The sequence below is a fragment of the Sorangium sp. So ce327 genome (genome assembly GCF_051530205.1).
GTDB classification, from domain to species: Bacteria; Myxococcota_A; Polyangia; order Polyangiales; family Polyangiaceae; genus Sorangium; species Sorangium cellulosum_B.
Genome location: NZ_CP150330.1, coordinates 11,493,291 through 11,516,241 on the forward strand (window position 1 = coordinate 11,493,291; position 22,951 = coordinate 11,516,241).

At 73.3% G+C, this 22,951-nt stretch carries 15 protein-coding genes and 1 tRNA gene; 12 read left to right on the plus strand and 4 right to left on the minus strand.

All coding sequences use genetic code 11. The features are described 5' to 3' along the window. Positions 1–32 precede the first annotated feature (32 nt). Entirely contained in the window at positions 33–365 is a 333-nt protein-coding gene (locus tag WME95_RS43095) for a polyhydroxyalkanoic acid system family protein (protein WP_437546443.1), read from the minus strand. A gap of 400 nt (positions 366–765) precedes the next feature. Here WME95_RS43095 and rseP point away from each other — a divergent pair, with 400 nt between their 5' ends. The 3 genes from rseP (at position 766) to WME95_RS43110 (ending at position 5,776) form a co-directional block, all read left to right on the plus strand. Continuing rightward, a complete protein-coding gene (rseP, locus tag WME95_RS43100) occupies positions 766–2,436 on the plus strand; it encodes an RIP metalloprotease RseP (protein WP_437905071.1) in 1,671 nt (556 codons plus the stop codon). Beyond that, a complete protein-coding gene (locus WME95_RS43105; RefSeq protein ID WP_437905072.1) occupies positions 2,429–3,919 on the plus strand; it encodes an RsmB/NOP family class I SAM-dependent RNA methyltransferase in 1,491 nt (496 codons plus the stop codon). The genes rseP and WME95_RS43105 overlap by 8 nt, the downstream gene beginning before the upstream one ends. A gap of 315 nt (positions 3,920–4,234) precedes the next feature. Continuing rightward, positions 4,235–5,776 (plus strand): serine/threonine-protein kinase, encoded by a 1,542-nt coding sequence (locus WME95_RS43110; RefSeq protein ID WP_437905073.1) that lies wholly within the window; start codon positions 4,235–4,237, stop codon positions 5,774–5,776. A gap of 28 nt (positions 5,777–5,804) precedes the next feature. On the opposite strand, the gene WME95_RS43115 is transcribed toward WME95_RS43110, so the two are convergent. After that, the gene (locus WME95_RS43115) at positions 5,805–6,764 is read right to left on the minus strand and encodes a PEGA domain-containing protein (RefSeq protein WP_437905074.1); all 960 of its coding nucleotides are present in this window, start codon (positions 6,762–6,764) and stop codon (positions 5,805–5,807) included. Between the two features lie 260 nt (positions 6,765–7,024). Between WME95_RS43115 and WME95_RS43120 the strand changes: the two genes are divergently transcribed. The 7 genes from WME95_RS43120 (at position 7,025) to WME95_RS43150 (ending at position 15,003) form a co-directional block, all read left to right on the plus strand. Next, positions 7,025–9,874 (plus strand): hypothetical protein, encoded by a 2,850-nt coding sequence (locus WME95_RS43120; RefSeq protein WP_437905075.1) that lies wholly within the window; start codon positions 7,025–7,027, stop codon positions 9,872–9,874. A 485-nt stretch (positions 9,875–10,359) separates the two neighbouring features. After that, complete coding sequence (locus WME95_RS43125; protein WP_437546455.1) at positions 10,360–10,665, plus strand: hypothetical protein; 306 nt, start codon at positions 10,360–10,362, stop codon at positions 10,663–10,665. Beyond that, positions 10,662–11,996, plus strand: a complete 1,335-nt coding sequence (locus WME95_RS43130; RefSeq protein WP_437905076.1) for a hypothetical protein — start codon at positions 10,662–10,664, stop codon at positions 11,994–11,996. The genes WME95_RS43125 and WME95_RS43130 overlap by 4 nt, the downstream gene beginning before the upstream one ends. A 255-nt stretch (positions 11,997–12,251) precedes the next feature. Next, a complete protein-coding gene (locus WME95_RS43135; RefSeq protein WP_437905077.1) occupies positions 12,252–13,520 on the plus strand; it encodes a hypothetical protein in 1,269 nt (422 codons plus the stop codon). Between the two features lie 39 nt (positions 13,521–13,559). Further along, positions 13,560–13,633 (plus strand) — tRNA-Gln (locus WME95_RS43140). A gap of 225 nt (positions 13,634–13,858) precedes the next feature. After that, positions 13,859–14,581, plus strand: a complete 723-nt coding sequence (locus WME95_RS43145; protein ID WP_437546461.1) for a sigma-70 family RNA polymerase sigma factor — start codon at positions 13,859–13,861, stop codon at positions 14,579–14,581. After that, complete coding sequence (locus WME95_RS43150; protein WP_437546463.1) at positions 14,578–15,003, plus strand: hypothetical protein; 426 nt, start codon at positions 14,578–14,580, stop codon at positions 15,001–15,003. Before WME95_RS43145 ends, WME95_RS43150 begins: the two co-directional genes overlap by 4 nt. 44 nt (positions 15,004–15,047) lie before the next feature. Here WME95_RS43150 and WME95_RS43155 read toward each other — a convergent pair whose 3' ends face one another. Together WME95_RS43155 and WME95_RS43160 are read right to left on the minus strand one after the other, a co-directional pair. Beyond that, entirely contained in the window at positions 15,048–15,821 is a 774-nt protein-coding gene (locus tag WME95_RS43155; protein ID WP_012240508.1) for a Stp1/IreP family PP2C-type Ser/Thr phosphatase, read from the minus strand. Between the two features lie 173 nt (positions 15,822–15,994). Beyond that, positions 15,995–17,269 carry a S1C family serine protease gene (locus WME95_RS43160; RefSeq protein ID WP_437905078.1) on the minus strand — a complete coding sequence of 425 codons (1,275 nt, stop codon included), beginning with the start codon at positions 17,267–17,269 and terminating at the stop codon, positions 15,995–15,997. 180 nt (positions 17,270–17,449) lie between these two features. Between WME95_RS43160 and WME95_RS43165 the strand changes: the two genes are divergently transcribed. Next, on the plus strand, positions 17,450–18,028 hold the full coding sequence (locus tag WME95_RS43165; RefSeq protein ID WP_437295745.1) for an RNA polymerase sigma factor: 579 nt from the start codon (positions 17,450–17,452) through the stop codon (positions 18,026–18,028). Between the two features lie 5 nt (positions 18,029–18,033). Further along, the gene (locus WME95_RS43170) at positions 18,034–22,758 is read left to right on the plus strand and encodes a VIT domain-containing protein (RefSeq protein ID WP_437905079.1); all 4,725 of its coding nucleotides are present in this window, start codon (positions 18,034–18,036) and stop codon (positions 22,756–22,758) included. Positions 22,759–22,951: the final 193 nt, after the last annotated feature.

A 22,951-nucleotide genomic window follows, 5' to 3' on the forward strand; every position in this document is an offset into this window, starting at 1 on the left:
CGCTCATGTCCATAGTGGAACAGCCCGCTCGCTCAGGTGGCTTTGCCGCCTCCCTGGGCCCGTTCGCGGTGCGCCTCTGCGATGAAGTGACGAACCTCCTTGTCGATGGCGGCGATCGCTACCCCCTTGAAGGGGCGCATCAGGAGAGGCACGTCGAGATCCACGTCCACGGCGCCGGGGCGGAGCTCCATGCTGCCTTTCAGCTTGACGCCCTTCACCGAGAAGCCGAGCTCGGCGCGCGTCGCGTCGCGCCACACGAGGAAAGGCTCGTACTCGGCGTACCGCGCTCGGTACTGCGCGATCGCTCGTTCGGTCGCCAGCTTTGCCTCGGTGTCGCTCAGGTCGTGCTCAATCGTGTGCTTCATGATGGGACCTCGCAGTTCGTATCAGGGCACATCGCGAGAATCGGCCAGGGTACCGTGCGCCGTGAGGCGTCGCTCGCGGGCGCGTCGCCCGGCCGGGTTCCATCGGTGAGATATCACGGATGCGCGGGGCCTGCGGCCCTCTGGCGCTCTTCCGATCGCGCATCGCGCAGGGCGCGCCCGCGCTCTGTGACATTTCGCCACGCGGCGGAACCGCGGGTGTCTGTGGGCGGCCGACCGGGGCCAGCGCCGTGAAGGCATCGTCACGCCGGAGGGCGCCTTTCCACGGACCGGACGCCGTCCCTTCGCCGGAGGCCGCCCTTCGCGCGGGGGCGCCCTGGCCCTGCGCCCCTCAGTGGCCAGTGGTCACCGAGCCCGGCCTCGCGTAAAGAGAGCCGCCGCCGTGGACCTCCTGTATTTCGCGCTGCTCTGCTCCGTGCTCATCTTCGTGCACGAGCTCGGCCACTTCGTGTGCGCGAAGATCTTCGGCGTGAAGGTCCTCACCTTCTCGATCGGCTTCGGCCCCCGGGTGCTGCGCCTGCGGGGCCGGGAGACGGAGTACTGCGTCGCGCTCCTGCCCCTCGGCGGCTTCGTGAAGATGCTCGAGGAGAACCGGCAGGAGGCCGTGCTCCCCGAGGATCGCAAGCGCACCTTCGAGTCCCAGGCGCTCTGGAAGCGCGTGATCATCGTCATGGCCGGCCCGGCGATGAACGTGCTCTTCCCGGTGCTGCTCTACTTCGCCGTCTTCATCGGCGAGACCCGCTTCGTCCCGCCGACGGTCGGCGTGGTCCTGCCGGGGCACCCGGCCGAGGGCCGGCTGGTCCCGGGCGATCGCATCCTCGAGGTGGACGGCGAGCGCGTCAGCACCTTCGCCGAGCTGCACCGGATCGTGACGAAGAGCCCCAACCAGGAGCTCCGCCTCAAGGTGTTCCGCAACAAGACGCACGTCGAGGTCACGGTCGTCCCGGAGGAGAAGGTCGTCCAGAAGCCGCTCGAGATCGTGGACCGGGTGGGCGAGATCGGCATCCGGCCGAGCCGCCCCGCCGCCGTGGTGGGCGTCTCGCGGCCCGACTCGCCCGCGTTCCGGGCCGGGCTGCGCACGTTCGACGTCGTGACGGAGGTGCGCGGCACGCCCGTGAAGACGTTCGCCGACCTGGAGATCGCGCTCGAGGAGAGCCGCGGCGCCACGGTGCCGGTCACGTACCTGCGCCCGGTCACGGTGCCGCGCGCGCTCGGCGGCCTGGCCGAGCTCGCCGTCTACGAGTCGGGCGTCGCCGCGCTGACGCCGGAGAGCGGCCACGGCGACCTGCTCGCGCGCACCGGCATCGAGCCGGCCGACCTCTACGTCGCCGAGGTCCCCGAGGGCTCGGCCGAGTGGGACGCCGAGCTCCGGCCGGGCGATCGCATCACGGAGGTCGACGGCGTCGAGGTCACCGCCTGGTCGACCTTCGTCGAGCGGCTCTTCGCGGCTCCGGACAGGCCGCACGTCATCACGTGGCAGCGCTCGGGCCAGCGCAAGAGCGGCACCATCGAGCTCCGCCGCGAGGACTGGATCGACGAGTACGGCCAGCACCGCCCGCGCTTCTACCTGCGCGCGTCGAACTGGTCGCCGATGGTGGCCGAGCCGTTCGTCGACAGCCCGTCGGCCTTCCAGTTCGCCCTGGAGAGCGCGGTCGACGAGACGTACGACGTCATCCGGTTCATCGTGGTCGGGATCGTCCGCATCATGGAGGGCAAGGTCAGCATCTCCACGCTGGGCGGCCCCATCACGGTGTACGACGTGATCGGCGAGGAGGGCGCGAAGGGCGTCAGCTACTTCGTCTGGGCGATGGCGGTCATCTCGATCAACCTCGGGCTCATCAACCTGCTGCCCATCCCGGTGCTCGACGGCGGCCACCTCCTGTTCTTCACGTTCGAGGCCGTGCTGCGGCGCCCGCTGCCGCTGCGCGTCCGCGAGATCGCGAGCCTGGTCGGGCTCATGGTGCTCATCGGCCTGATGGGCATCGCCTTCAAGAACGACGTCGAGCGCCGCTGGGACGTGATCCAGGGGCAATTCAAGGAGCTCGTTGGCTGACCGGAGCCAAGGTGACGGGCGCGACGGGCGCGAAGGGGGCCGCGGCGCGGCGCGCCCGCCGCATCCGGCCGAGAGCGCGCCGCGCGCGGTCGCGGCGCGCGTGCTCGCGCGGGTGTGGGGCTCGGACGCCTTCGCCTCGGCGGCCCTCGACGCCGAGCTGCGCCGCGCGCCGGCGCTGGACCCGCGGGACATAGGCCTCGCGACGGAGCTCGTCTACGGCGTCCTGCGCGCGCAGGCGGCGCTCGAGGCGCGCATCGCCGAGTTCGCCGCGAAGAGCCGCTGGACGGCCGACCCGCTGGTGCGCGCCCACGTGCTGATGGGGGCGTACTCGCTCTGCTTCCTCGATCGCGTCCCCTCGTTCGCCGCGGTCTCGGAGGCGGTGGACGGCGCCCAGGCGGCCGGCGGGCCGCGGGTCGGCGCGTTCGCGAACGCCGTGCTGCGCCGGCTCGCCGCGGCCGTGGAGTCCGGCGGTCGCCCGACGCTCGCGAGCGCGGTGGTCGCCTCCGCGCCGGGGTGGCTGCGGGGCGCCCTGCGCCGCTCGCTCGGCCGGGCCGCGGCCGAGGCGTTCCTGTCGGCCGGCCCGGTGCCGCCGCCGACCGGCCTCTGCCTCGCCCCTGGCGAGGACCGCGGCGCGTGGCTCGAGGCGCTGCGGGCCGCCGCGCCCACCGGGACCTTCGAGGCGGGGCACGTCTCACCGGCCGCGATCGTCGCGCGGGGGGCGGGCGATCTCCGGCGGCTCCCGGGCTTCGGCGTCGCGTGGATCGGCCAGGAAGAGGGGGCGCAGGCGCTCGCCTTCGCGCTCGGCGCGCGCCCCGGCGAGGCCGTGCTCGACGCCTGCTCCGGCCGCGGCAACAAGTCGTGGCTCCTGTCGCGCGCGGTGCTGCCTTCCGGCGCGGTGGACGCGGCGGATCTGTACCCCGCGAAGCTCTCGCAGCTCCGCGCGGCGCTCGGCGCGCCTCCCGTGAGCGCAGAGGGCGCAGGCGCGGAGGCCGGCGATGCGCAGGCCGGCGCGCGCGACGGGCTCGGGCGGGCTGCGGCCTCCGTGCGCGAGACCTACGCCGTCGACTGGACGGTGGGCGCGGGCGACGTCCCCGAGGGCTACGACCGGGTGCTCGTCGACGCGCCTTGCTCCGGGGTGGGCACGCTGCGGCGGCGCCCGGAGATCGCGCTCCGGCGCGAGGCGGACGATCTCCCGCGCCTGGCCGACCTCCAGGTCGCGATCGCGCGCCGCGCCGCGACCCGCGCCCGGGACGGCGGCCGGCTCGTGTTCGCGGTGTGCAGCGTGCTGCGCGAGGAGTGCGAGGCCGTGGCGGCGCGGCTCGCGGCCCCGGCGGACGACGGCCTCGGCGTCCGGCTGGAGCCGGCGCCGTTCGACGCGGAGCTCGCGCGCGAGCTCGCGGGCGGCGGCGACGCGTTCCGGCTGCTGCCGCACGTGCACGGCACGGATGGGTATTTCGCCGCGATGTTCGTCGTGCGGCGGTGACAGCGCGTGGCGACGCGTGGAGACGCGTGGAGACGCGCGGAGACGCGTGGCAACGCGCCCTTCCGCCTTCCTTGTACGATGGTAGGCGCATAAGAGCAGCTTGACTTCCGGACGGCGCTTGGACTTCCTAGCGACGTTTTCGCGGCAGCTGCCCAGCCACGAAGCGCCGCCGCCAGCCGTCGACCAATGTAGGGAGGTGGGGTTATTGGTGCGATAGCCGCAATTTGTCTCCGCGATGTTTCTTCGTGCTGGGCACTCGCTTCGTGACGCCGCACACTCGTACGGTCAGGGCACTTAACAAACCTTCCGAGTAGCGTGAATCCTGCCCCGAACCTCCTGCAGAACACACCGGCCGAGCTCGGGCCCGGGTCCGTGTTGGGTCGTTACGAGCTGCTGCTGCCGATCGCAGCGGGCGGCATGGCCATGGTGTGGGCGGCGCGGCTGAAGGGGACGCGCGGCTTCCAGAAGATCGTCGCAGTGAAGACGATGCTGCCGACGCTGTCGGAGGACGACCAGTTCGAGCGCATGTTCCTCTCGGAGGCGTCGCTCGCGTCCCAGATCCGCCACCCGAACGCCGTCGAGATCCTCGACCTCGGCGAGCAGGACGGCGTGCTGTTCCTGGCGATGGAGTGGATCGACGGCATTCCGCTCAACCAGGTGATGAAGGTCGCGAAGCGGCAGAACGGCATGCCGATCCCGATCGCGGTGCGCATCGTGGCGCAGGCCTGCGCCGGCCTGCACGCCGCGCACGAGCTCAAGGACAAGAGCGGCAAGCTCGTCGGCCTCGTGCACCGCGACATCTCCCCTCAGAACATCCTGGTCACGTACAACGGCCTGGCCAAGGTGGTCGACTTCGGCGTGGCCAAGGCCACAGCGCTCAACGACAGCACGACGCAGGCCGGGCAGCTCAAGGGCAAGGTGAGCTACATGGCGCCGGAGCAGGTGCGCGGCGACGCGATCGACCGGCGCGTCGACGTGTTCGCGATGGGCATCGTGCTCTATACGCTCACCACCGGCAAACACCCGTTCCGCAGGGATTCCGAGGGCGCGACGCTGTTCGCCATCTCGTCCACGGACCCGGTGGAAGCGCCGCACGAGTTCCAGGCCGACTACCCGGCGTCGCTCGAGGCCGTGCTGATGCGCGCGCTCGAAAAGGAGCGTGACCAGCGCTACGCCACGGCCAACGAGCTGATGCGCGCGCTCGACAAGGCGCTTCCGCCGAACCAGCGAGCCACCGACGAGGACGTCGCCAATTTCGTCCGCGAGCTGTTCGAGGACCAGCAGGAGCAAACGCGCGCGGCCCTCACCGAGGCGCTGGAGCGCGCCGACCGCAATCAGCTGCGCAACAGCCTCGGCAGCTCCGACGTGACCGGCGCCGGCCCCTCGTCGGTGAGCACCTTCAGGACCGTCAACCTCCGCGGCGCGGCCCGGAGCGCGGCCGGAAACAGCGCGCTCGACGACGAGATCCCGCCGTTCGCGCGCTCCAGGAGCCGCGCGCTGCCCGCCGTCGTGATCCTCGGTCTCCTTGCCGCCGGCGTGCTCGCGGTACTGCTCCGGAGCGGCGACGCGCCCGCCCCTCTTCCTTCCGGGGCCGCGCCCGCCGCCCCGGCGTCCGCCGCCCCGGCGCCGGCGCCCTCCAAGGCGGAGGCGCCCCCTGCGACCGATCTCGACGCGCCCCCGGGCCAGCCCTCTGCCTCCGTCTCGGCCAGCGCAGCGCCGACCCCGGCTCCGCTCCCGGTGTCACCCGCGCGCGCGGCGCCCCGCCGTCCGACCAAGCCCGCCGAGCAGAGCAGCTCGCCGAGCCCGACGCCAACCCCCACGCCGCCGAAGTCGTGGAAGCATGATCCAGGGTTCTAGCGCCCCGCTCTGGACGAGCTCGGCTCCCTCAGAACGTTCCTGAGAGACTCGCGCCGATCTCGGATCCGCCCGCGACGGGCACGAGCTCGAGCGAGGTTTTCTCGGGCTGCTTTGGCTTCCTGTTCTGAAGGAGCAAGATCGCGGTCGCCGTGCCGACCGCGACGACGCCGACGCCGAGCGCCACCTGCGCGCCATAGTGATAGAATTTGAGGTCGTCGTAGCGCGACTGCATGGACGGCGGGCACGACCTGCCTTCCGAGCCGCAGGCATCTTCCAGATCCTGGAGCGCTCCCTGGCGGAGCCCGAACAACACCCCGGCGCCGATCAGGCTCGCGGCGCCGACGCCCCCGATCACGTACGGCACCACCTTGGACGGCGGCCTCTCCCGCAGGGCGCCCGCCTGGATCAGCAGCTCTTGCGGCAATGCTTCGAGCGTCACCTCGACGCGCGTCACCCCCTTCTCCTTCAGCTCCACCGTCTGTTGAAACGGCCTGTAATTGGGGGCCTTGGCGGTGAGCGCGTGAGGCCCGGGATCGAGCGGCACCTCGACGCCGATGGACGTCCCGCCGAGGGCGACGCCGTCGAGCGCAATGGCCGCGGAGGCCGCTCCTTTGCCGCGCACGATGACGAGCTTCGGGATCCGCGCGCGCAGCCGGCCGATCGACTGCTCGACCTCGGCCCGAAAATCGGGCCCCACGGTGTCGGCCTCCGCGAGCGCCAGCTCGTAGCCACCGAGCGCGGTCACGAGTCGCCCCAGGTTCTCCTCGCACACGGCGATGTGGAAGCGCACCTGAGGCGTCATCCGCACCTGGCCGACCTCGCGGAACCGCTGCAGGGCCGCGGCCCAGTTGCCCGCTTGCTCGAGCTCTGTCGCCTGCTGAAACTGCGCGCGGGCTTGCTTGAGCTCGTCGGAGTCCTGGGCGAGCGCGGGCGCCTCGAGCAGCAGCAGCACCGCTGCGACGCGGAAAATTCGCGGGAAATTCCTCATGCGGCGCCTGCCATGGTGACTTGAGGCCTCCGCTCCTGTCAACGAGGCGGCGCGGCCTTCGCCGCGCGCGTCAACGTGGCGGGCGCGGCCTCCGCCGAGCGCGTCAACATGGCGGGCGCGGCCTTCGCCGCGCCCGACGCCGCACCGCGTCGTGGTCGGAGGTGCGCGCGCGCCGGCGGAGCTTTCATGCGCGGATCCTGACGCCGCCTTCTCACTTTATGGCCGCGAAATCCGCCCGCGAATGGTACTTTTGTCGCTGGATGTCGACCCCTAGCTTTGGCTTTCTGCGTCGCTTCGCGCTGCTCCGCGCGTTCTCGGCCGCCGCGCTGACGGCGGGGATCTTCGCCGCCGCCGCTTCGTGCAGCGTGCCGGACTTCGAGTTCGCGTCGGCATCCGGCCCGCCGGCGCACTGCACGGACGACACGCAGTCCGACGGCGAGACGGACCTGAACTGCGGCGGCGAGTGTGATCCATGCCCGCTCGACTCCGGCTGCGCCGCGAGCCGCGACTGCGCCGAGGGCGAGTGCATCGACGGCGTCTGCCAGGAAGCGGGTTGCATGAACGGCGCCCGCGACGGCTCGGAGTCGGACATCGATTGCGGCGGCAGCTGCGACAAGAAGTGCGCGACCGACAAGAAGTGCAACCGGGCCAGCGACTGCGAGAGCGGCGTGTGCCAGGACGGCCAATGCGTCGCGCCAACCTGCACCGACGGGGTGCCCAACGGCACCGAGAGCGACGTGGACTGCGGCGCCGACTGTGGGGGCTGCCAGGACGGCAAGATCTGCCGCTCGAGCGGGGACTGCCTTAGCGACGATTGCATCGACGGGGTGTGCGGCCCCACCTGCCCGGATGGCTACGCCAACTGCGATCGCCTGGCCAAGGGGGAGTGCGAGGTCAACATCCGCACCGACGCGGACAACTGCGGCAGCTGCGGCCAGAAGTGCGCGCTGCCGCACGCGACGGCCGAGTGCCAGGGCGGCGCCTGCAAGGTCAAGGCGTGCGAAGCGCCCTACGCCGACTGCGACGGCAATGCCGAGAACGGCTGTGAGGTGAACACCTCGACGGACTCGAGCCACTGTGGCGGGTGCGACGAGCTGTGCCCGGCCGCGAACGGCGACGCGTATTGCGAGGCGTCGGAGTGCAAGATCGCGTGCGACGCGGGCTTCACCGACTGCAACGACCAGGTCGTCGACGGTTGTGAGAGGGCGACTACCCGTGACGTGTTGCACTGCGGCGGGTGCGGCATCGAGTGCGTGCCCGAGGCGGGCGGCAGGCCCTGGTGCCGCGACGGCGTGTGCGGCGAGACGACTTGCCCGGCCGGCAGGGGCGACTGCAACGGCGACCCCGAGGACAGCTGCGAGGTGAATCTGGCCGCCGATCCGGAGAACTGCGGCACGTGCGGCGGCCTGTGCACGGTCGCCAACGGCACCGGCAAGTGCACGGCCACCGGCTGCGCCATCGGCAGCTGCGAGCCGGGCTTCGCCGACTGCGACGGCCGCTACGACAACGGCTGCGAGACGAGCACGGACACGAGCCTCAGCCACTGCGGCGCCTGCGGCGAGACCTGCACCATCGCCGGCGGCACCCCCAAGTGCGAGGGCGGCGACTGCAAGGTGCGGACGTGCAACAGCGGGATGGGCGACTGCGACGGCAATCCGGACAACGGCTGCGAGACGAACGTCAACTCGAACCAGACCCACTGCGGCGCCTGCGCGGCCGCCGGCGGCGTCAACTGCAACACGATCTACGCGAACGCCACCGCGACCTGCCAGGGCGGCGCGTGCTCCTTCGCCGGCTGCAAGGCGGACTACGGCAACTGCAACAGCTCGCTGACCGACGGCTGCGAGGCCAACGTCAGGACCGACGAGGGGAACTGCGGCGCCTGCGGCACCCAGTGCAACATAATCCACACCACCAGCAACCTGTGCCTCGACGGCACCTGCAACCCGGTATGCACGAGCGCGCAGTACGACGACTGCGGGGTACCGAGGAACGGCTGCAACATCGACCTGTGGGACGACGAGAACAACTGCCTCGGCTGCAACCTCGTGTGCCAGAGCGGGGCCAGCGCCCACGTCTCCAGCAATCAATGCAGCTCGTCGGGCTGCAACCCGGTGTGCAGCGGCCTGTGGCGCAGCTGCGACGGCAACGGCATGAACGGCTGCGAGAAGGACGTCTCCGGCGACGTCAACGCCTGCGGCGCCTGCAACACCCAGTGCCTCCAGGCGCACGCGAGCGCCACCGCCTGCACGGCCGGCACCTGCGTGCCCACCTGCGACCCGGGCTGGAAGGCTTGCGGCGACCCCAGCGGCGGCTGCACGACCCAGCTCGGCACCGCCAGCAACTGCGGCGACTGCGGCCACGTGTGCTCGGGGACGAGGTCCATCTGCTCGAACGGCAACTGCGTCGTCTCGCCGGACATCGTCGTCGTCAACTCCGGCACGACCGGCACCTTGAGCACCATCGGGAATTCGGCGCCCACCATCAACGTGAGCCACGCCCTGCAGACACCGCGGGACAACGATCGCATGGTCCTTGTCGGGATCGTCGCCTCCGAGAACTCGCTCGTGCCGGTGAGCGTCACCTACGACGGCACGCCGATGACGCTCTTCAACACGCGGCAGGCCGACAACAACTCCGCCGCGCACATCTACTACCTCCTGGACAGCCAGCTTCCGGCCGCCACCGGCAACAAGCCCGTGGTGGTGCAGATGGCGAACGCGAACACCTGGGGCGTGTACTTCGCCAACGTGGTGGAGCTGAAGGCCGTGCACCAGTCGAACCCGTTCGCGAGCGCCACCACGACCGGCATCCACACCAACACGACGGACTGCAGCGGCACGGTGTCCCGAGGGGTCAGCACCAACTTCAGCGCGACCAACTCGTTCGTGTACACGGTGATGGCGGCGCGCAACGCCAGCACCGGCGCCACCATCAGCCCCACCGCGGCGACCTCCACCATGAACCGGCGCCTGACCGATCCGACGACCATGGTCGCGCTGGCCGGCTATCTCGTGGCCAGCTCCAACACCACCATCTCCTGGACAGTGAGCGGCTGCTACAGCACCGCCGGCGTCGGCGTCGCCGTGCGGCGCGCCAGCGGCGGCTGAGCGCCTCGAGGCGCCACGCTCCTCCCCCACTTCGCAGGCGGCGGCTACCTGACCAGCCGCACCACGACGAGCTCGCGCTCCCCTCGCCCGCGCCGCCGCTCGACGCCAAACCGTTCTCGTCTTCGCCGATCCTCCCCAGGACCCTCCCATCACACGCGACCGTCACGAGCGCCGCCGCGAGGAATCAACTCGCGGACAGCCCCCGTCGGCGCCGAAGCCCGCGCCCGTCGCCACCGCTCCGCCCGATGACCGGTACCACCATGAAGTCAAAACCATCACGGATACCCGAGCGCCCCGACGCTCGACCATGCAGTTGCCCGGTTAAAAACATTACCGCTCCGGCATCCTTCGGCGCTCACGAGAAATGACCCACCTGCGCTCGTCAGAAATGGTCCGGACGGTCGGGCGAGCCCGATCGCTGCCATGTCGCGCGCCCTCCAGCCGCTGTACCGTGCCGCGCGCGTGTGAGAGGATCGCTCTCGACCATGAAGAGGATCAAGCTCAAGCTCCACAGCGACGAGTACCACCTCAGCGCCGTCGGCTATCTGTTCGAGGACCCGGAGCCCACCGCGGATCCGGCGGGGGTGAGGCCGTTCTCGATCCGCAACACGGTCTTCCCCGAGTTCGATCTGGATCCCGGCAACTACGTATTCCGCTTCAGGGTCCGGAACGGAAGCGGCAAGTTCCAGATCTTCGCCTTCGATCCCAAGACGAACCAGAGCACCCGCGCCGAATACGACACGTCGAGCGGCGCCGACTGCCTCACCTTCCGTTTCACGGTGGCGCCGTGAGGGGCGCCCTGCTGCTCCAGCGCGCCGCAGCGCTGCTCTCGCTCACGCTGGCCGCGCCCGCGCTCGCCCAGGGCGCGGGGCAGCCGTCGGCTCCCGTGCCGCCGGGCGCAGCGCCCCCGGCGCCCGTCCGGCCGGCCGCCTCCGCGCCCGGCGCCCCCACGGCGGCCAGCGCCCCCACGGCGCCGGTCCCGTCTGCCGCGCCGAGCACCCCCGCCGCGCCTGCCACGCCGGCACCGGGCGCTGGCGTGGCCGTGGCGCCCGCGCAGCCGGGCCGCGCGATTGCGCCGGTCGCCCCGGCCGCGTCGGGCGCTCCCATCGCGCCGCTCGCGCCTGCCGGGGGCGCGGCCATCGCGCCGGCCGCCACGGGCCGCGAGCCCGTCTACATCGTTCCGGTCGGGATCACGGGTAGCTCCGGGGGCGCGGCGCTCGCGCGGGTCGGCTTCGGCGTGCTGGCCGGGTTCGGCGAGGTGACGGATCCGACGGCATGGGATGTGAGCGCCGTGATCGAGGCCGAGGTGGCGGCCGAGGACGGGCTGGCCACGCTGATCGGGTTCTCCGCCACCGACGACGCGGCCCAGACGCCCACCGGCACCCTGCGCCTCTCCGCCTCGTTCGCGCGGCTCGACTTCGAGGGGGAGGGCAGCTCGGCCTATCCCCCGCTGATCCTCTACGTCGGCGGCGCGGTCGGCCGCACCCGGTTCAGCTACCTGGGTCCCGGCCCCGAGCGGCGCGACCAGAGCCTGCCGCCGACCTACGCGCCGCGCGAGCTCACCGCTGTCCCCTGGAGCGTCGGCGCGGCGGCTGTCTACGTCGGCGAGGGCGGGAAGAAGCTCGCGCCCACGCTCGAAGGGCAGATCAAGTTCGACTCGCGCTGGACCGCGTCGACGGACACGCTCGAGTGGTGCGAGCCCGCGGGCGACGTCGTCCACGGCGTGGATCCGGTCACCCAGTCCACCTCCTTCGTCCCTGCCACGCGCTGCAGGAAGGAGGTGCTCGGCGCGCCGGTGCAGAGCCAGGAGCTCACGATCGCGGCGCACGCCGGGCTCGTCGACAAGGCGGCGAACGCCACGTTCCGCGCGGCGCTCGGCGCGAAGGTGGCGGTCGCGCTCAACGACGAGGCGCCTGCCGATGTCCGCCTCAGCCTGCGCGCTCCGGTCCACGTGACGCTGGCGCGCGCGCCGGCAGGGACGGAGTACCGCGGGCTCATTCGGCTGATGCCAGCGCTCAACGTGATCCGTAGCTCGACCGGAGGGACGGACGTCAGCGGCACGCTCGAGATCGCCTTCCTCGGCCAGCGCGCGATGTTCGCCGACAACTACACCGACCTCTGACGCCGGGCCGCGCCTGCCCGCGCAGCGTTGCCGCGCCTGCCCGCGCAGCGTTGCCGCGCCCTCTCCCGCGCAGCGTTGCCGCGCCCTGCCCGCGCAGCGTTGCCGCCAGACGCAGGCCCCCGGCCTGGGCGCCTGCCCTGCCCGGCACCTTTCTTGGCCCACCGCGCCAGCATCCGCTACCGACGCACGAGAGCAGCGGAGGTGCACCCGGAAGCAGCATCGGGTGGGCCGCCGCGGCTCGCTAGGGAGACAGCGATGGGCCCGAGCGCAGCGTACAAGGTGGAGGGGCTTGGCGACGGCGTGCCGGCGTCGGGCGGCGCGGAGGGGTGCGGGCAGGGGCAGCTGAGCAGCCTCTGCAGCGCCCCCACGATGCCGTTCACGTCGCACGCCGGCGGCGCGGAGGAGGCACCGGCGGAGTCGAAGCCCTGGTGCATCGACCGCGGCGACTTTCTCGAGGCGATGAGCACGGTCACGCTCTGGCGCGCGCTGGAGCTGGGGGAGCTCCCCCACAGCACGCGCGTCTGGCGCGAAGGCCTCGAGTGCTGGACGCCTGCCGGCGAGGTGAAGGCGCTCGGCTGGACCATTTCCCAGCCGCCCCCGCGCGACGAGGCGCCCGCCCTCTCCGCCGCGGGCGAGGCGCCCGAGTCCACCGGCCCGCTCAGCTTCGCGCTGACGCCGGACGACCTCAGCTCCGTGGCGCCCCGCTTCCACCAGGGCGCCCCCGAGAAGGCGCGCGGCGAGCGCGCCGAGGCCTTCACCCTCGGCCGGTTCCCGCTGACCGAGGCCGTGCTGCGGCGGGACAGCCCCTCGCAGCCGATTTCTCTTGATATTCCGTCCTGTTTCCCCGCAGCCCCCTCGTCCCCGCCCGACACGCTCCCGAGCGCCGGGGCGCTGAAGCCCGGCGCCGCGAAGCCCGGGCCGGCGCGAGGCGCGCGCGACGCGGATCAGACGCCGCGCGGGCGGGTGTCGGGCGCCTGGTCGCGGCTCGCGCGGCGCGCCCGCGTCTCTCGCGGCGCCGCCGGAGCGGCGGCGGGCAGCGCGGCGCTCGTGCTCGTGCTGGGCCTCTCGGTGCTGAGCGTGGTCGCCCCTGCGGCCTCGCCTGCGAGGCCTGCGGCCGCGCAGGCTGCGCACCTCGGCGTGGCCCAGGGCGTCGCGGCCGCCGCCGCGCAGGTCGCCGTGCCTGCCCCGGACCTCGCCGCGAGCGCCGGCGCTGCGGCGCTTGCCGCGGCGGCGCCCGCGGCGGCCCCGGCGCGCGACGGCGCTGCGGCCGAAGCGGCCCCGGCGCGCGAGGAAGCGACCGCGACCCCGGGCGAGGACACAGGCGCGCCCGCGCTGCCGCTCCACCGGGCGGAGAAGGCCTCGGCGTCCGGCGCGAAGCCGGCGCCGGCGGGTCGCCGCGAGCGCGGGCAGTTCCGCCTGAGGCGAGGCCGATCCGAGGCGGACGCCACGCGCGGCATCAGCTATCCGGCCCGCAGAGCCGACTCATGGATCGGGACGGGTGCCATCCTGCGCGACTCGCGCTAAGGTGCGCGCCGCGCGGCGGTCGGCTCCGTCCCGCAGCACTCCGGCGTCGTTCAAGGGCAGGACGGGGGACTTTGAATCCCCTAATCGTGGTTCGAATCCACGCGCCGGAACCATCGAGCACCCGCGCCCTCTGAGGGGGGTCATGGCGGCCGATGTCCATCGCGTGGGCGGGAGCGCCTCGGGCGAGGTCGCACCGCCTCGCGGGCGCCTCCTGCGCCGTCACTTGCTCGCTATTGTCTGGCGCGGTCGAGCCGGGGTTGTTTACCGTGGTCTCACCGAGGGCTCTGCGCCTGCCGCGCGGCGTGCGCGAGCCCCTGGCTCCTGGAGGACCGGACGGCGTGGCGAGCGATGAAGGGGCCCGCGGACGCGGAGCCCCTACCCATGTAGATACGGACCGCGGAGGCGGCTCTCCGCCCGCAGCGGGCGCGGAGCAGGGGCGCGCGTCGGCGGCGCCGCTCGAGGCGGGCGAGGCGCAGTTCATCGCGCGGCTCGTCGCCCGTGACGAGAGCGCGTTCAACGAGCTCGTGATCATGTACGAGCGCCGCGTGTTCGCGCTCGTCTACCGCATGCTCGGCCGGCGTGACGAGGCCGAGGACGTGTCCCAGGAAGTCTTCGTGCAGGTCTTCAAGGCGATCGATCAGTTCCGCGGCGAATCGAAGCTCTCGACGTGGATCTATCGGATCGCCGTGAATCTCTGCAAAAACCGGACGAAGTACCTCTCGCGGCGGCACGCCGGCGCCCAGGACGACGTCGACGCCATGGCCGAGCGGGTGCCGCTGTCCGCGGCCAAGGGCGTGAGCGTCGGCGACGTGAGCCGCCCTGACGAGCTGGTGGAGGGGATGCAGCTCGAGGCGGTCGTGAAGCGCGCCATCGGGCAGCTCGATCCCGAGTTCCGGGAGGCGCTCATCCTTCGCGACGTCGAGGACATGTCGTACGAAGAGATCGCCTCGGTCACGGGTTTGCCGGACGGGACGGTGAAGAGCCGGATCCATCGCGCGCGCGGCCAGCTCCGCGCGCTGGTCGAGAAGATGATGGGCGAGAAGGTGAGAGGCGGGAAATGAGCGGAGCGGACGACCCGAAGCGCACGGGGCGAGCCGATGAGCCGGCCGCTTCGGGCGCGGAGAGCGGCAGCCGTCCCTCGGCGCCCCCCGTGGAGCGCCCGCCCGCCGCCGCCACGCCCCGAGACGACTTCTCCGAGGACGGCGATCTCCCCGAGGACGGCGACTTGCCGCTCGTCGACGAGCTGGATCTGCGCGAGCTGGTCCGAGGGGCGATGCGTCCGCCGCCCGCGGCGCCGCCGAGCCTTCTGCGCGGCGTGCAGCGCCGGATCCGCGTGCGCTCGCGGGGGAAGTTCTACGGCGACGGCTGGAGCACCGCGCGTTCGCCGCGCTCGACCTACCTGATGACGAGCCTCTTCATGCTCGCCCTCATCGCCTTCGTCTTCCTGGTGCTCATCCCCTGGAGCGGCGGCGCCCTGCCCTAGAGCGACGCACATCGCGCAGGCGGGATCGGCGAGCGTCGTGCGGACTATTGCGTCCAGCGGACGAGGACGCAGGTCACGTTGTCGGGGCCGCCGTTCTCGTTGGCGCGCTCGATCATCTTGGCGGTCGCGACCTGGATGTCCTGATGCTCCGTCAGGATCTGCGTCATCTCCAGGTCGCTCACCGGGCCGGAGAGCCCGTCCGAGCAGAGGACGTACGTGTCGTTCAGCTGCGGCACCTCGAAGCGGGTGTCGACCTTGACCGTGTCCTTCATCCCGAGCGCGCGCACGATCACGTTCTTGTGCGGGAAGTTCGCGATCTCCTCGGGCGTGAGCCGCTTCATCTTGATGTAGTCGTTGAGGAGCGAGTGGTCCTCGGTGAGCATCTCGAGCCGGCCCTCGCGGAAGCGGTAGACCCGGCTGTCGCCGACGTGGGCGACGTAGACGCCGTCGTTCGCCGTGAAGATGCCGACGAACGTCGTCCCCATGCCCCGCTTCTTCGCCTCGCGCTGCGCGGTCTCGTAGATCCGCAGGTTGGCGAGCTTGATCCCCGTGATCAGCCGGTTCTCTTCGTAGCCCTTGGACCGGTCCATCTTGTAGGGCCAGGTCCGCTCCGGGTCGTCCTGCGTCTGGGCGAAGAAGTCCTGCATCGCGTCGACCGCCATCTTCGACGCGACCTCGCCCGACGCATGCCCCCCCATTCCATCGGCGACCATGAAGAGGCCGTACTCCACCATGATGCCGAAGTTGTCCTCGTTGTGGTTGCGCTTGCGCCCGACGTTCGTCTCGCCGGCCACTTCGATTCGAAACGTTTGGGACACGGATCACCCGATCGATGGCCCCGCGCGAGGCGCGAGGTTGAATGAGAACCGCGAGCGCGCCCGTCCGAGCCGCTCGAGCCCGATCCTGGAGGTTCGGTTGACGGGGTGTCAACCGGGTCGGGCCCGAGCGCCGAGCTTATAGAATCCGCGCGCGGGCCCGCATCAGTTTTTTCTTACTTGCGGTACTCCTCGGTCGACTTGCCGCTCGAGCTCGGCGGCGGGAGCTCGGCCTCCGGCCGCTTCGCCGCGGGGGCCGACGGATCCGGCGCGGCGCGGAGCACGACCGTGACCTGCCGGTACCTCCCGCGGCTCAGCAAGGTGAGCGGGACCTTCTCCCCGACCGCGTGCGTCCGGATCGCGTCGGAGAGCGCCTCGGGGCTGGTGACGGGCACGCCGTCGACGGCGAGGATCATGTCGCTCTCCGCGCGATCGCCGCCCGTCAAGCGGGCCTCGTCCGCAGGGCTCTCGGGGTGCACCACGGTGACCCGGACCCCCTTCGCGACCGGCGCCGCCTCGCTGACGCCCTGGATCCCGAGCCACGCCGCGGGCGGCACGGCCGTCGGCGGCACCGCGCGAAGGAACGCCCTGATCGCGCTGATCGGCACGCCGAACGCGACGGGCGTGCAGGGCTTGCCCTCGTTCGGGGCGCAGCCGCGGCCCAGGACCGCGACCACGCGGCCGTCCTCGTCGATGATGGGCGCGCCCAGATCGAGCGGCGAGACGCGCGACCCGAGCTCGATCGCGCGATCGAGCGGCCGGTCGTCGCCGCCGATCAGCGTCTTGTGCGATCGCAGCACGAGCGCGGTGGCCGCGACCTTGCCGCGCGCCGCCGAGAACGAGCGGATCTGCGCGTCCGGCCGCACCGGATCGCGCGACGAGGCGGTGAGCCCCTCGGCCCACTTGCCGGTCTGCGGCACGAGCAGCGCGAGATCCCACACGCGGTCGTGGTGGCCGAGCTTCACCCGCACGGTGGTCCCGTCGGCGAGGCGCGCCGTGAGGTCGTTGCCCGCGCCGAGCGGCGAGAGCGCGGTCAGGATGCGCCCGTCGCCCGCGAGCGCCGCGCCGAGGCCGAGGACCTGCCCGCCGCGCTCGATGACCACCACGCCGCGCGCGGCGCGCTCCTCCACCGGCGGCTCCGCCTTGTCCTTCTCGGCCGGGCCCCCCTTGGGCTCGGCGGCGGCCGCCTTCTTCTCCTTCCCGCCCGCGCTGGCCCGGGTCGGGAGCACCACCCGCTTGCCGGCCGGCGGGGCTTCACTCTCCCCCTGAGCCTGCGCCTCGCCCTGCGCGAGCGCCGCGGGGGCGGCGAGCGCTGCGGCGGCGGACACGGCAGCGGCGAGCGCCAGCGACCGTCTCCATCCCTTCACACGCGACCTGTCAACGGGATCGCTCGGCGCCGCGCCTCGGGGCGCGGCGACCTTGGTGACACCAGGCGGGCTTGTCTCGTTCATAAGCGCGGCTCCTGAGGCGACGGCAGATTCTGCTGCGGCGGGGATCGCATTGCAAAAGGCAAAGGCCGGACCGCGCTGTACCGTGGGATCGGGCACCGGAGTCCGCCGGGGGCGGGGGGCGAAAAAAAATCCGGTCACGAACTCGGGGGACGGGGGCACATGGCCGGCGATGAGGCAGCGATGGCAGCTGGGTTAGCGCTCGTTGGGTCGGAGGGCGACGCGCGGGCCGACGAGGCGCGCGCGATCGAGGGGCTGATCGGGACAGGCGACTTCCGGGAAGCGCTGTCGCGGTGTGCGAAGGCCTACGCCATGCCGCTGGGCCGGCTGTGCATGGCGTTCACGGGGTCGCAGGCCGAGAGCGAGGAGCTGGTGCAGGAGACGCTGCTCGCGGCGTTCGATGCGTTCCCGCAGTACCGCGCCGAGGGGAGCGTGCGGGCCTGGCTCTTCGGGATCGCGCGGCGCCTCTGCGGGCGGCACACCGAGCTCAGGGCGCGGCGCGAGGCGCGGCTGCGCCTCGTCCACGACACCCGGCCGCGGCCCGACGCGAGCGAGCTCGCGGCGGAGCGCGAGCGGGCCGAGCGCGCCCGCGCCGCGCTCTCGCGGCTCAAGCCGAGCGAGCGCGAGGCGGTGGTGCTGCGCTTCGAGGCGGGCCTCTCCTTCAAGGAGGTGGCCATCGCGTGCGGGATCGATGAGGCGGCGGCGCGGAAGCGGGTGAGCCGCGCGCTTTCGCGGCTCAGGGCCGAGCTGGGCGAGGAGTGAGGGCGATGGGCGCGACAGAGACGGGTTCGGTTGGGCTTTGCGGCGAGGTCGAGGAGCAGCTCGCGGAGGTGCTCGACGGGACGGCGCGGCCGGCGCTGTACGAGCACATCGCCGGCTGCGACGCGTGCCGCGACCTCCGCCACGACGCGGCACGCGCCGCGGAGGTGGTCGCGGCGGCGGGCGCGGACTTCCGGCCGGCGGACGGATTCGCGGACGCGCTGCTCCGGCGGATCGAGGCGGCGCGCCCTTCGGAGGGCGCAACGAGCGGTGCGGTCCTGAAGGTGGCCGCCGAGGAGCAACACGGCGCCGCTGGCGCGCGATCCGGCGTGACGGAGGGGCGATCGGACATCGCCGAAGGGCGATCGGACATTGCCGAAGAGCGATCCGATACCGCCGACGTTCGATCGGACATCGCCGAAGAGCGATCCGACACCGCCGACGTTCGATCGGACATTGCCGAAGGGCGATCGGACATCGCCGAAGGGCGATCGGACACCGCCGACATTCGATCGGACATCGCCGAAGGGCGATCGGACATCGCCGGGCAGCGATCCGACACGGCCGACGCCCGATCCGACACGCCCGAGCGGCGTTCCGCTACGCCCAGGCCGCGTTCCGACACGTCCGGAGCGCGATCCGGCGCGGCCGAGGCGCGCACGGGCGGACCGCGCTCCACGATGCCGGAGCGAACCGCGCCGGCAGCGCGCCGCATGGCCTTCGGGCGGCGCTCGGCCTTCGCCGCCGCCGCCCTGGCCGCGGCGGCGGCGGTAGCGGCCGGGGTCGCCCTGCGGCGCGGCGGCGAAACGACGGCGCCGTCCGTCGCCGCGGCGGCCGGGGCGCCGTGGTCCGGCAAGGTCGCCTCGGTGTCGCGCGCGTCGGCCGACAAGTCGGGCGGCCTCGAGGCGTGCGACGCCTCGGGCGCCTGCGCGCCGCTCGCCGCGGGCGCCACGCTCCCGGAGGGCGCGACCCTGCGCACCGACGCGCGGACGCGCGCCCACCTGTCGCTCGCGGACGGCTCCGCGCTCGCCATCGACCGCGGCTCCCGCGTGTGGATCGCCGGCGACGGCCGCCGCGCGCGCGTCGACGAGGGCGCCGTCGTCCTCGACGTCACCCCGAGCCCCGGCGCGCCGCCCGCGCGCGTCGAGGTGCCGCACGGCCAGATCGAGGTGCTCGGGACCAAGCTCGCGATCACCGCGGGCGCCGCGCGCGCCTCGGTCGAGGTGGCCCGCGGCGCCGTGCGCGTCACCGGCGAGCGCGGCGAGCCCGTCGAGGTGCGCGCCGGCGAGGAGGCGACGCTCGCGAAGGGCGCCGCGCCCGAGGTCGCGAGCGCGACGTCGCTCGCCGACACGCTCGAGTGGAGCGACCGCTCCGCCGAGGAGGCCGACGCCCCGGCGCTCCGCGGCCTCGGCGAGCTCAGGGCGCGCAAGCCGGGCGCGACGCAGGAGAAAGAGCGGGCCGTCCGGCTCGCCAGGCACGCCGTCAAGGTGCGGATCGTCGACGTCGTCGCCAGGACCGAGATCGACGAGACCTTCGCCAACGACACCGACGAGGAGCTCGAGGGCATCTTCCGGTTCCCGCTCCCGCCGGGCGCGCAGATCGAGCGGCTCGCGCTCGAGGTGGACGGCAAGCTCATCGAGGGCGCGTTCGTCGATCGCGATCGCGGGGCCGCGATCTGGCGCGGCGTCCTCCAGAACGCCGCCCCCAAGGCGCCCAAGCCGCGCGAGGAGATCATCTGGGTCCCCGGCCCGTGGCGCGACCCCGCGCTGCTCGAGTGGCAGCGGGGCGGCCGGTTCGAGCTGCGCATCTTCCCCATCCCGAAGCGCGGCTCGCGGCGCGTCGTGCTCACCTACACGCAGCTCGTCGAGCAGGCCGGCGGCGTCCGGCGCTTCACCTACCCGCTCGCGCACGACCAGAGCGGCACGACGAACATCGGCGACTTCTCGCTCGACGTGCAGGTGCTCGGCCACGACCGGGAGTTCGGCGTCGCGACGCGCGGCTACGATCTCGCCGCCGCGCCCGCGGACGGCGCGGCCGACCGCCGCACGCTGGAGGCCCGCGGGTTCACGCCGGCCGGCGACCTCACGGTCGAGTACGCGCTCCCCGATCGCGACCGGCCCGTCACCGCCTGGGCCTACCGGATGCCCCCCGCCCCGGCCCCGGCCACGCCGCCCGCGGCGCCGCGGGTGGACAGCGCGCGGCGCGGCGCGGCCGGGACGTCGAAGCGCGACGGCGCGGAGCACGAGGCCTCCCTCGCCGCGGCGCAGGCCATCGCGAGCGACACGTCGCCCTACGTCGCGATCGCGATCCGGCCCCGGCTCCCCCGGTGGCAGGAGTCGACCTCGCGGCGCCACGCGATCGTCGTCGACTCGAGCCGATCCATGGTCGGCGAGCGGTTCGCCCGCGCGACGCGGCTCGCCTCGTCGCTCGTCCGCGAGATGGACCGGCGCGACGAGGTCGTCGTGCTCGCGTGCGACACCCTCTGCCGCTCGCTCGGCGACGCGGGCCAGGGCGGCGCCGCGCGCCCCATGGCCCCCGGCGCCGCCTCGGCGGGCGAGGTCGAGCGCTTCCTCGGCGGCATCGAGCCCGACGGGGGCAGCGATCTCGCCGCGGCGATGATCGCGGCGCGCGCGGCCGCCGGCCCGCTCGACGGCAAGGAGCTCCGGATCATCTACCTCGGCGACGGCACGCCCTCGGTCGGCCCGACGCGCCCCGCCCACATCGAGGCCGCGGTGCGCGGCGCGGTCCCCGCGGACGGCGCCGCCGCGGTGGTCGCGGTCGCGCTCGGGAGCGACGCGGACACGACGTCGCTCAGGGCGCTCGCGCGGGGCGGCGGCGGGGTGATGGTCCCCTACGTGCCCGGCCAGAAGGTCGCGAGCGCGGCGCAGTCGGTCCTCGGCGCGGCGTACGGCCTCGCGCTGCGCGATCCCGAGATCGAGCTCCCGCCCGGCCTGACCCAGGTCACGCCGGCGCGGCTCGACCCGATCCGCGCCGGCGGCGAGGCGCTCGTCGTGGCGCGGATGAGCTCCGGGGCCGACGTCAACGGCGCGATCCGCCTCCGCGGCCGCGTCTCGGGCGAGCGCTTCGAGCAGACTTACCCCGTCAACATCGTCGCCACGAGCGGCGCGGGCAACGCCTTCGTCCCGCGCCTCTACGCCGCGGCGAAGATCGCGGAGCTCGAGGAGACCGGCGGCGACGCGCAGAAGCCCGCCGTCATCGAGCTGTCGCGGCGCTTCTCGGTGGCGAGCCGGTTCACCTCGCTGCTCGTCCTGGAGAGCGAGGCGATGTTCAAGGCGTTCGGCCTCGATCGAGACGGCATCACCTCCGCCTTCACGGGCGAGGAGCAGGCCGAGCGCGTGAGCGCGAGCGCCGAGGGGGAGGAGCCCGGCAACGCGGCGGACGAGGGCGCCGAGGAGAAGGGCGACGCGCTCGGGGCGGGCCTCGGCCTGTCGGGCAGCGGCAGGGGCGGCGGCGGCTCCGGCTGGCCGGACGCCGCGCCGGCCGCGAAGGCGGAGTCTCGCACGTCGGCCGGCGCCCGCCCGGCGTCGCCCGCCAAGCGACGATCCCAGGAGCTCGATCCCCTCTCGGGCTCGCTCGACGACATGCCGGCGCCGGCGCCGGCGCCGACGGCCGCCGCCCCCGCGGAGCCGAAGCCGGCGCTCCCGCAGGACGAGCGCGCCCGGAGGTCGCGCGATGACCTCGTCGCCGCCGAGGAGTGGTCGCGCCCGCGCCCGCGGCGGATGATCCCGATGCGCCGGGTGTTCGATCGCAAGGTGAGCTTCGACGCGACGAACACGCTCGCGCCCGAGAGCGCCGCGAAGACCGCGGCCGCCGAGGCGGCGCTCGCGGCGGCCCCGGACAGCCGCGACAGGACGGCGGGGCTCTACGCGCTCTACGCCACGACCGGCCGTCTCGGCGAGGCCCAGGAGCTGACCGCGCGCTGGAGCGGGCGCGACGCGCTCGATCCCGACGCGCTCATCGCCCGGGCCGACCTCGCGGCGCGGCAGGGGCAGCGCGACCGCGCCGCGCGCATCCTCGGCGGCCTCGCCGACGTGCGCCCCGGCGACCGGGCCACCCAGGCGCGGCTCGCCGAGCTCTGGGACGCCGCGGGGCGGCCCGCGTTCGCGTGCCAGCACCGGGTGGCGCTCGCCGACCTCGCGCCCGCCGACGCGAAGCTCGTCGCCGCCGCGATCCGGTGCGCCGGCGAGGGCGGCATGAGCGAGCTCGCGAGCCAGCTCCGCCTCGACGCGACCTCCGCCGTCCGCGCGGAGATCGACAGGCGGCTCGCGCAGCCGGACCCGGCGCCGGCCGCCGACCTGCCCGGCGACGTGCGGCTCAGCGCCGAGTGGACCGGCGGCGCCGACCTCGACCTCTCCCTCATCGACGCGCAGGGGCGGCGCGTCTCGTGGATGGGCGCGACCCTCCCGTCGGTGGGTGTGCGCTCGCGCGACGCGACGAGCACGCGTTCGGAGTCCCTCGCGCTGCGGAGCCTCCCCAAGGGGAGCTACGTCGTCGAGATCGCGCGCGCGTCGGCCGAGGAAGGCGCCGGCGCCGCGAGCCCGGGGGCCCGCGCGCCGGGCCCGGTCCGCGGCGAGCTGACCCTGCGCCTCGCGGGAGAGACCCGCAAGGTGCCCTTCACGCTCGACGGCGCGCGCCTCGAGCTCGGCACGGTGCGCGTCTTCTTCACCTCCCGCCTGGTGCCGGTCGACGGCCTGGCGGCTTCGCCGTTCTGACGAAACGGACGAAACTGACGGAATCGACGAAGACGACGACGAACCTGACGGGACCGACCTCCGCCCACGCGCGGAGGCTCTCTCTTGCGCACCCCTCCCTTCACATGTCCTGAACGACCCCCGCAGCGCGCTTCCGTAACAACCTATTCGTCGCCCCCCCGGGCGCGCTCGCCCGGGGATCGAGCGGCCCTCC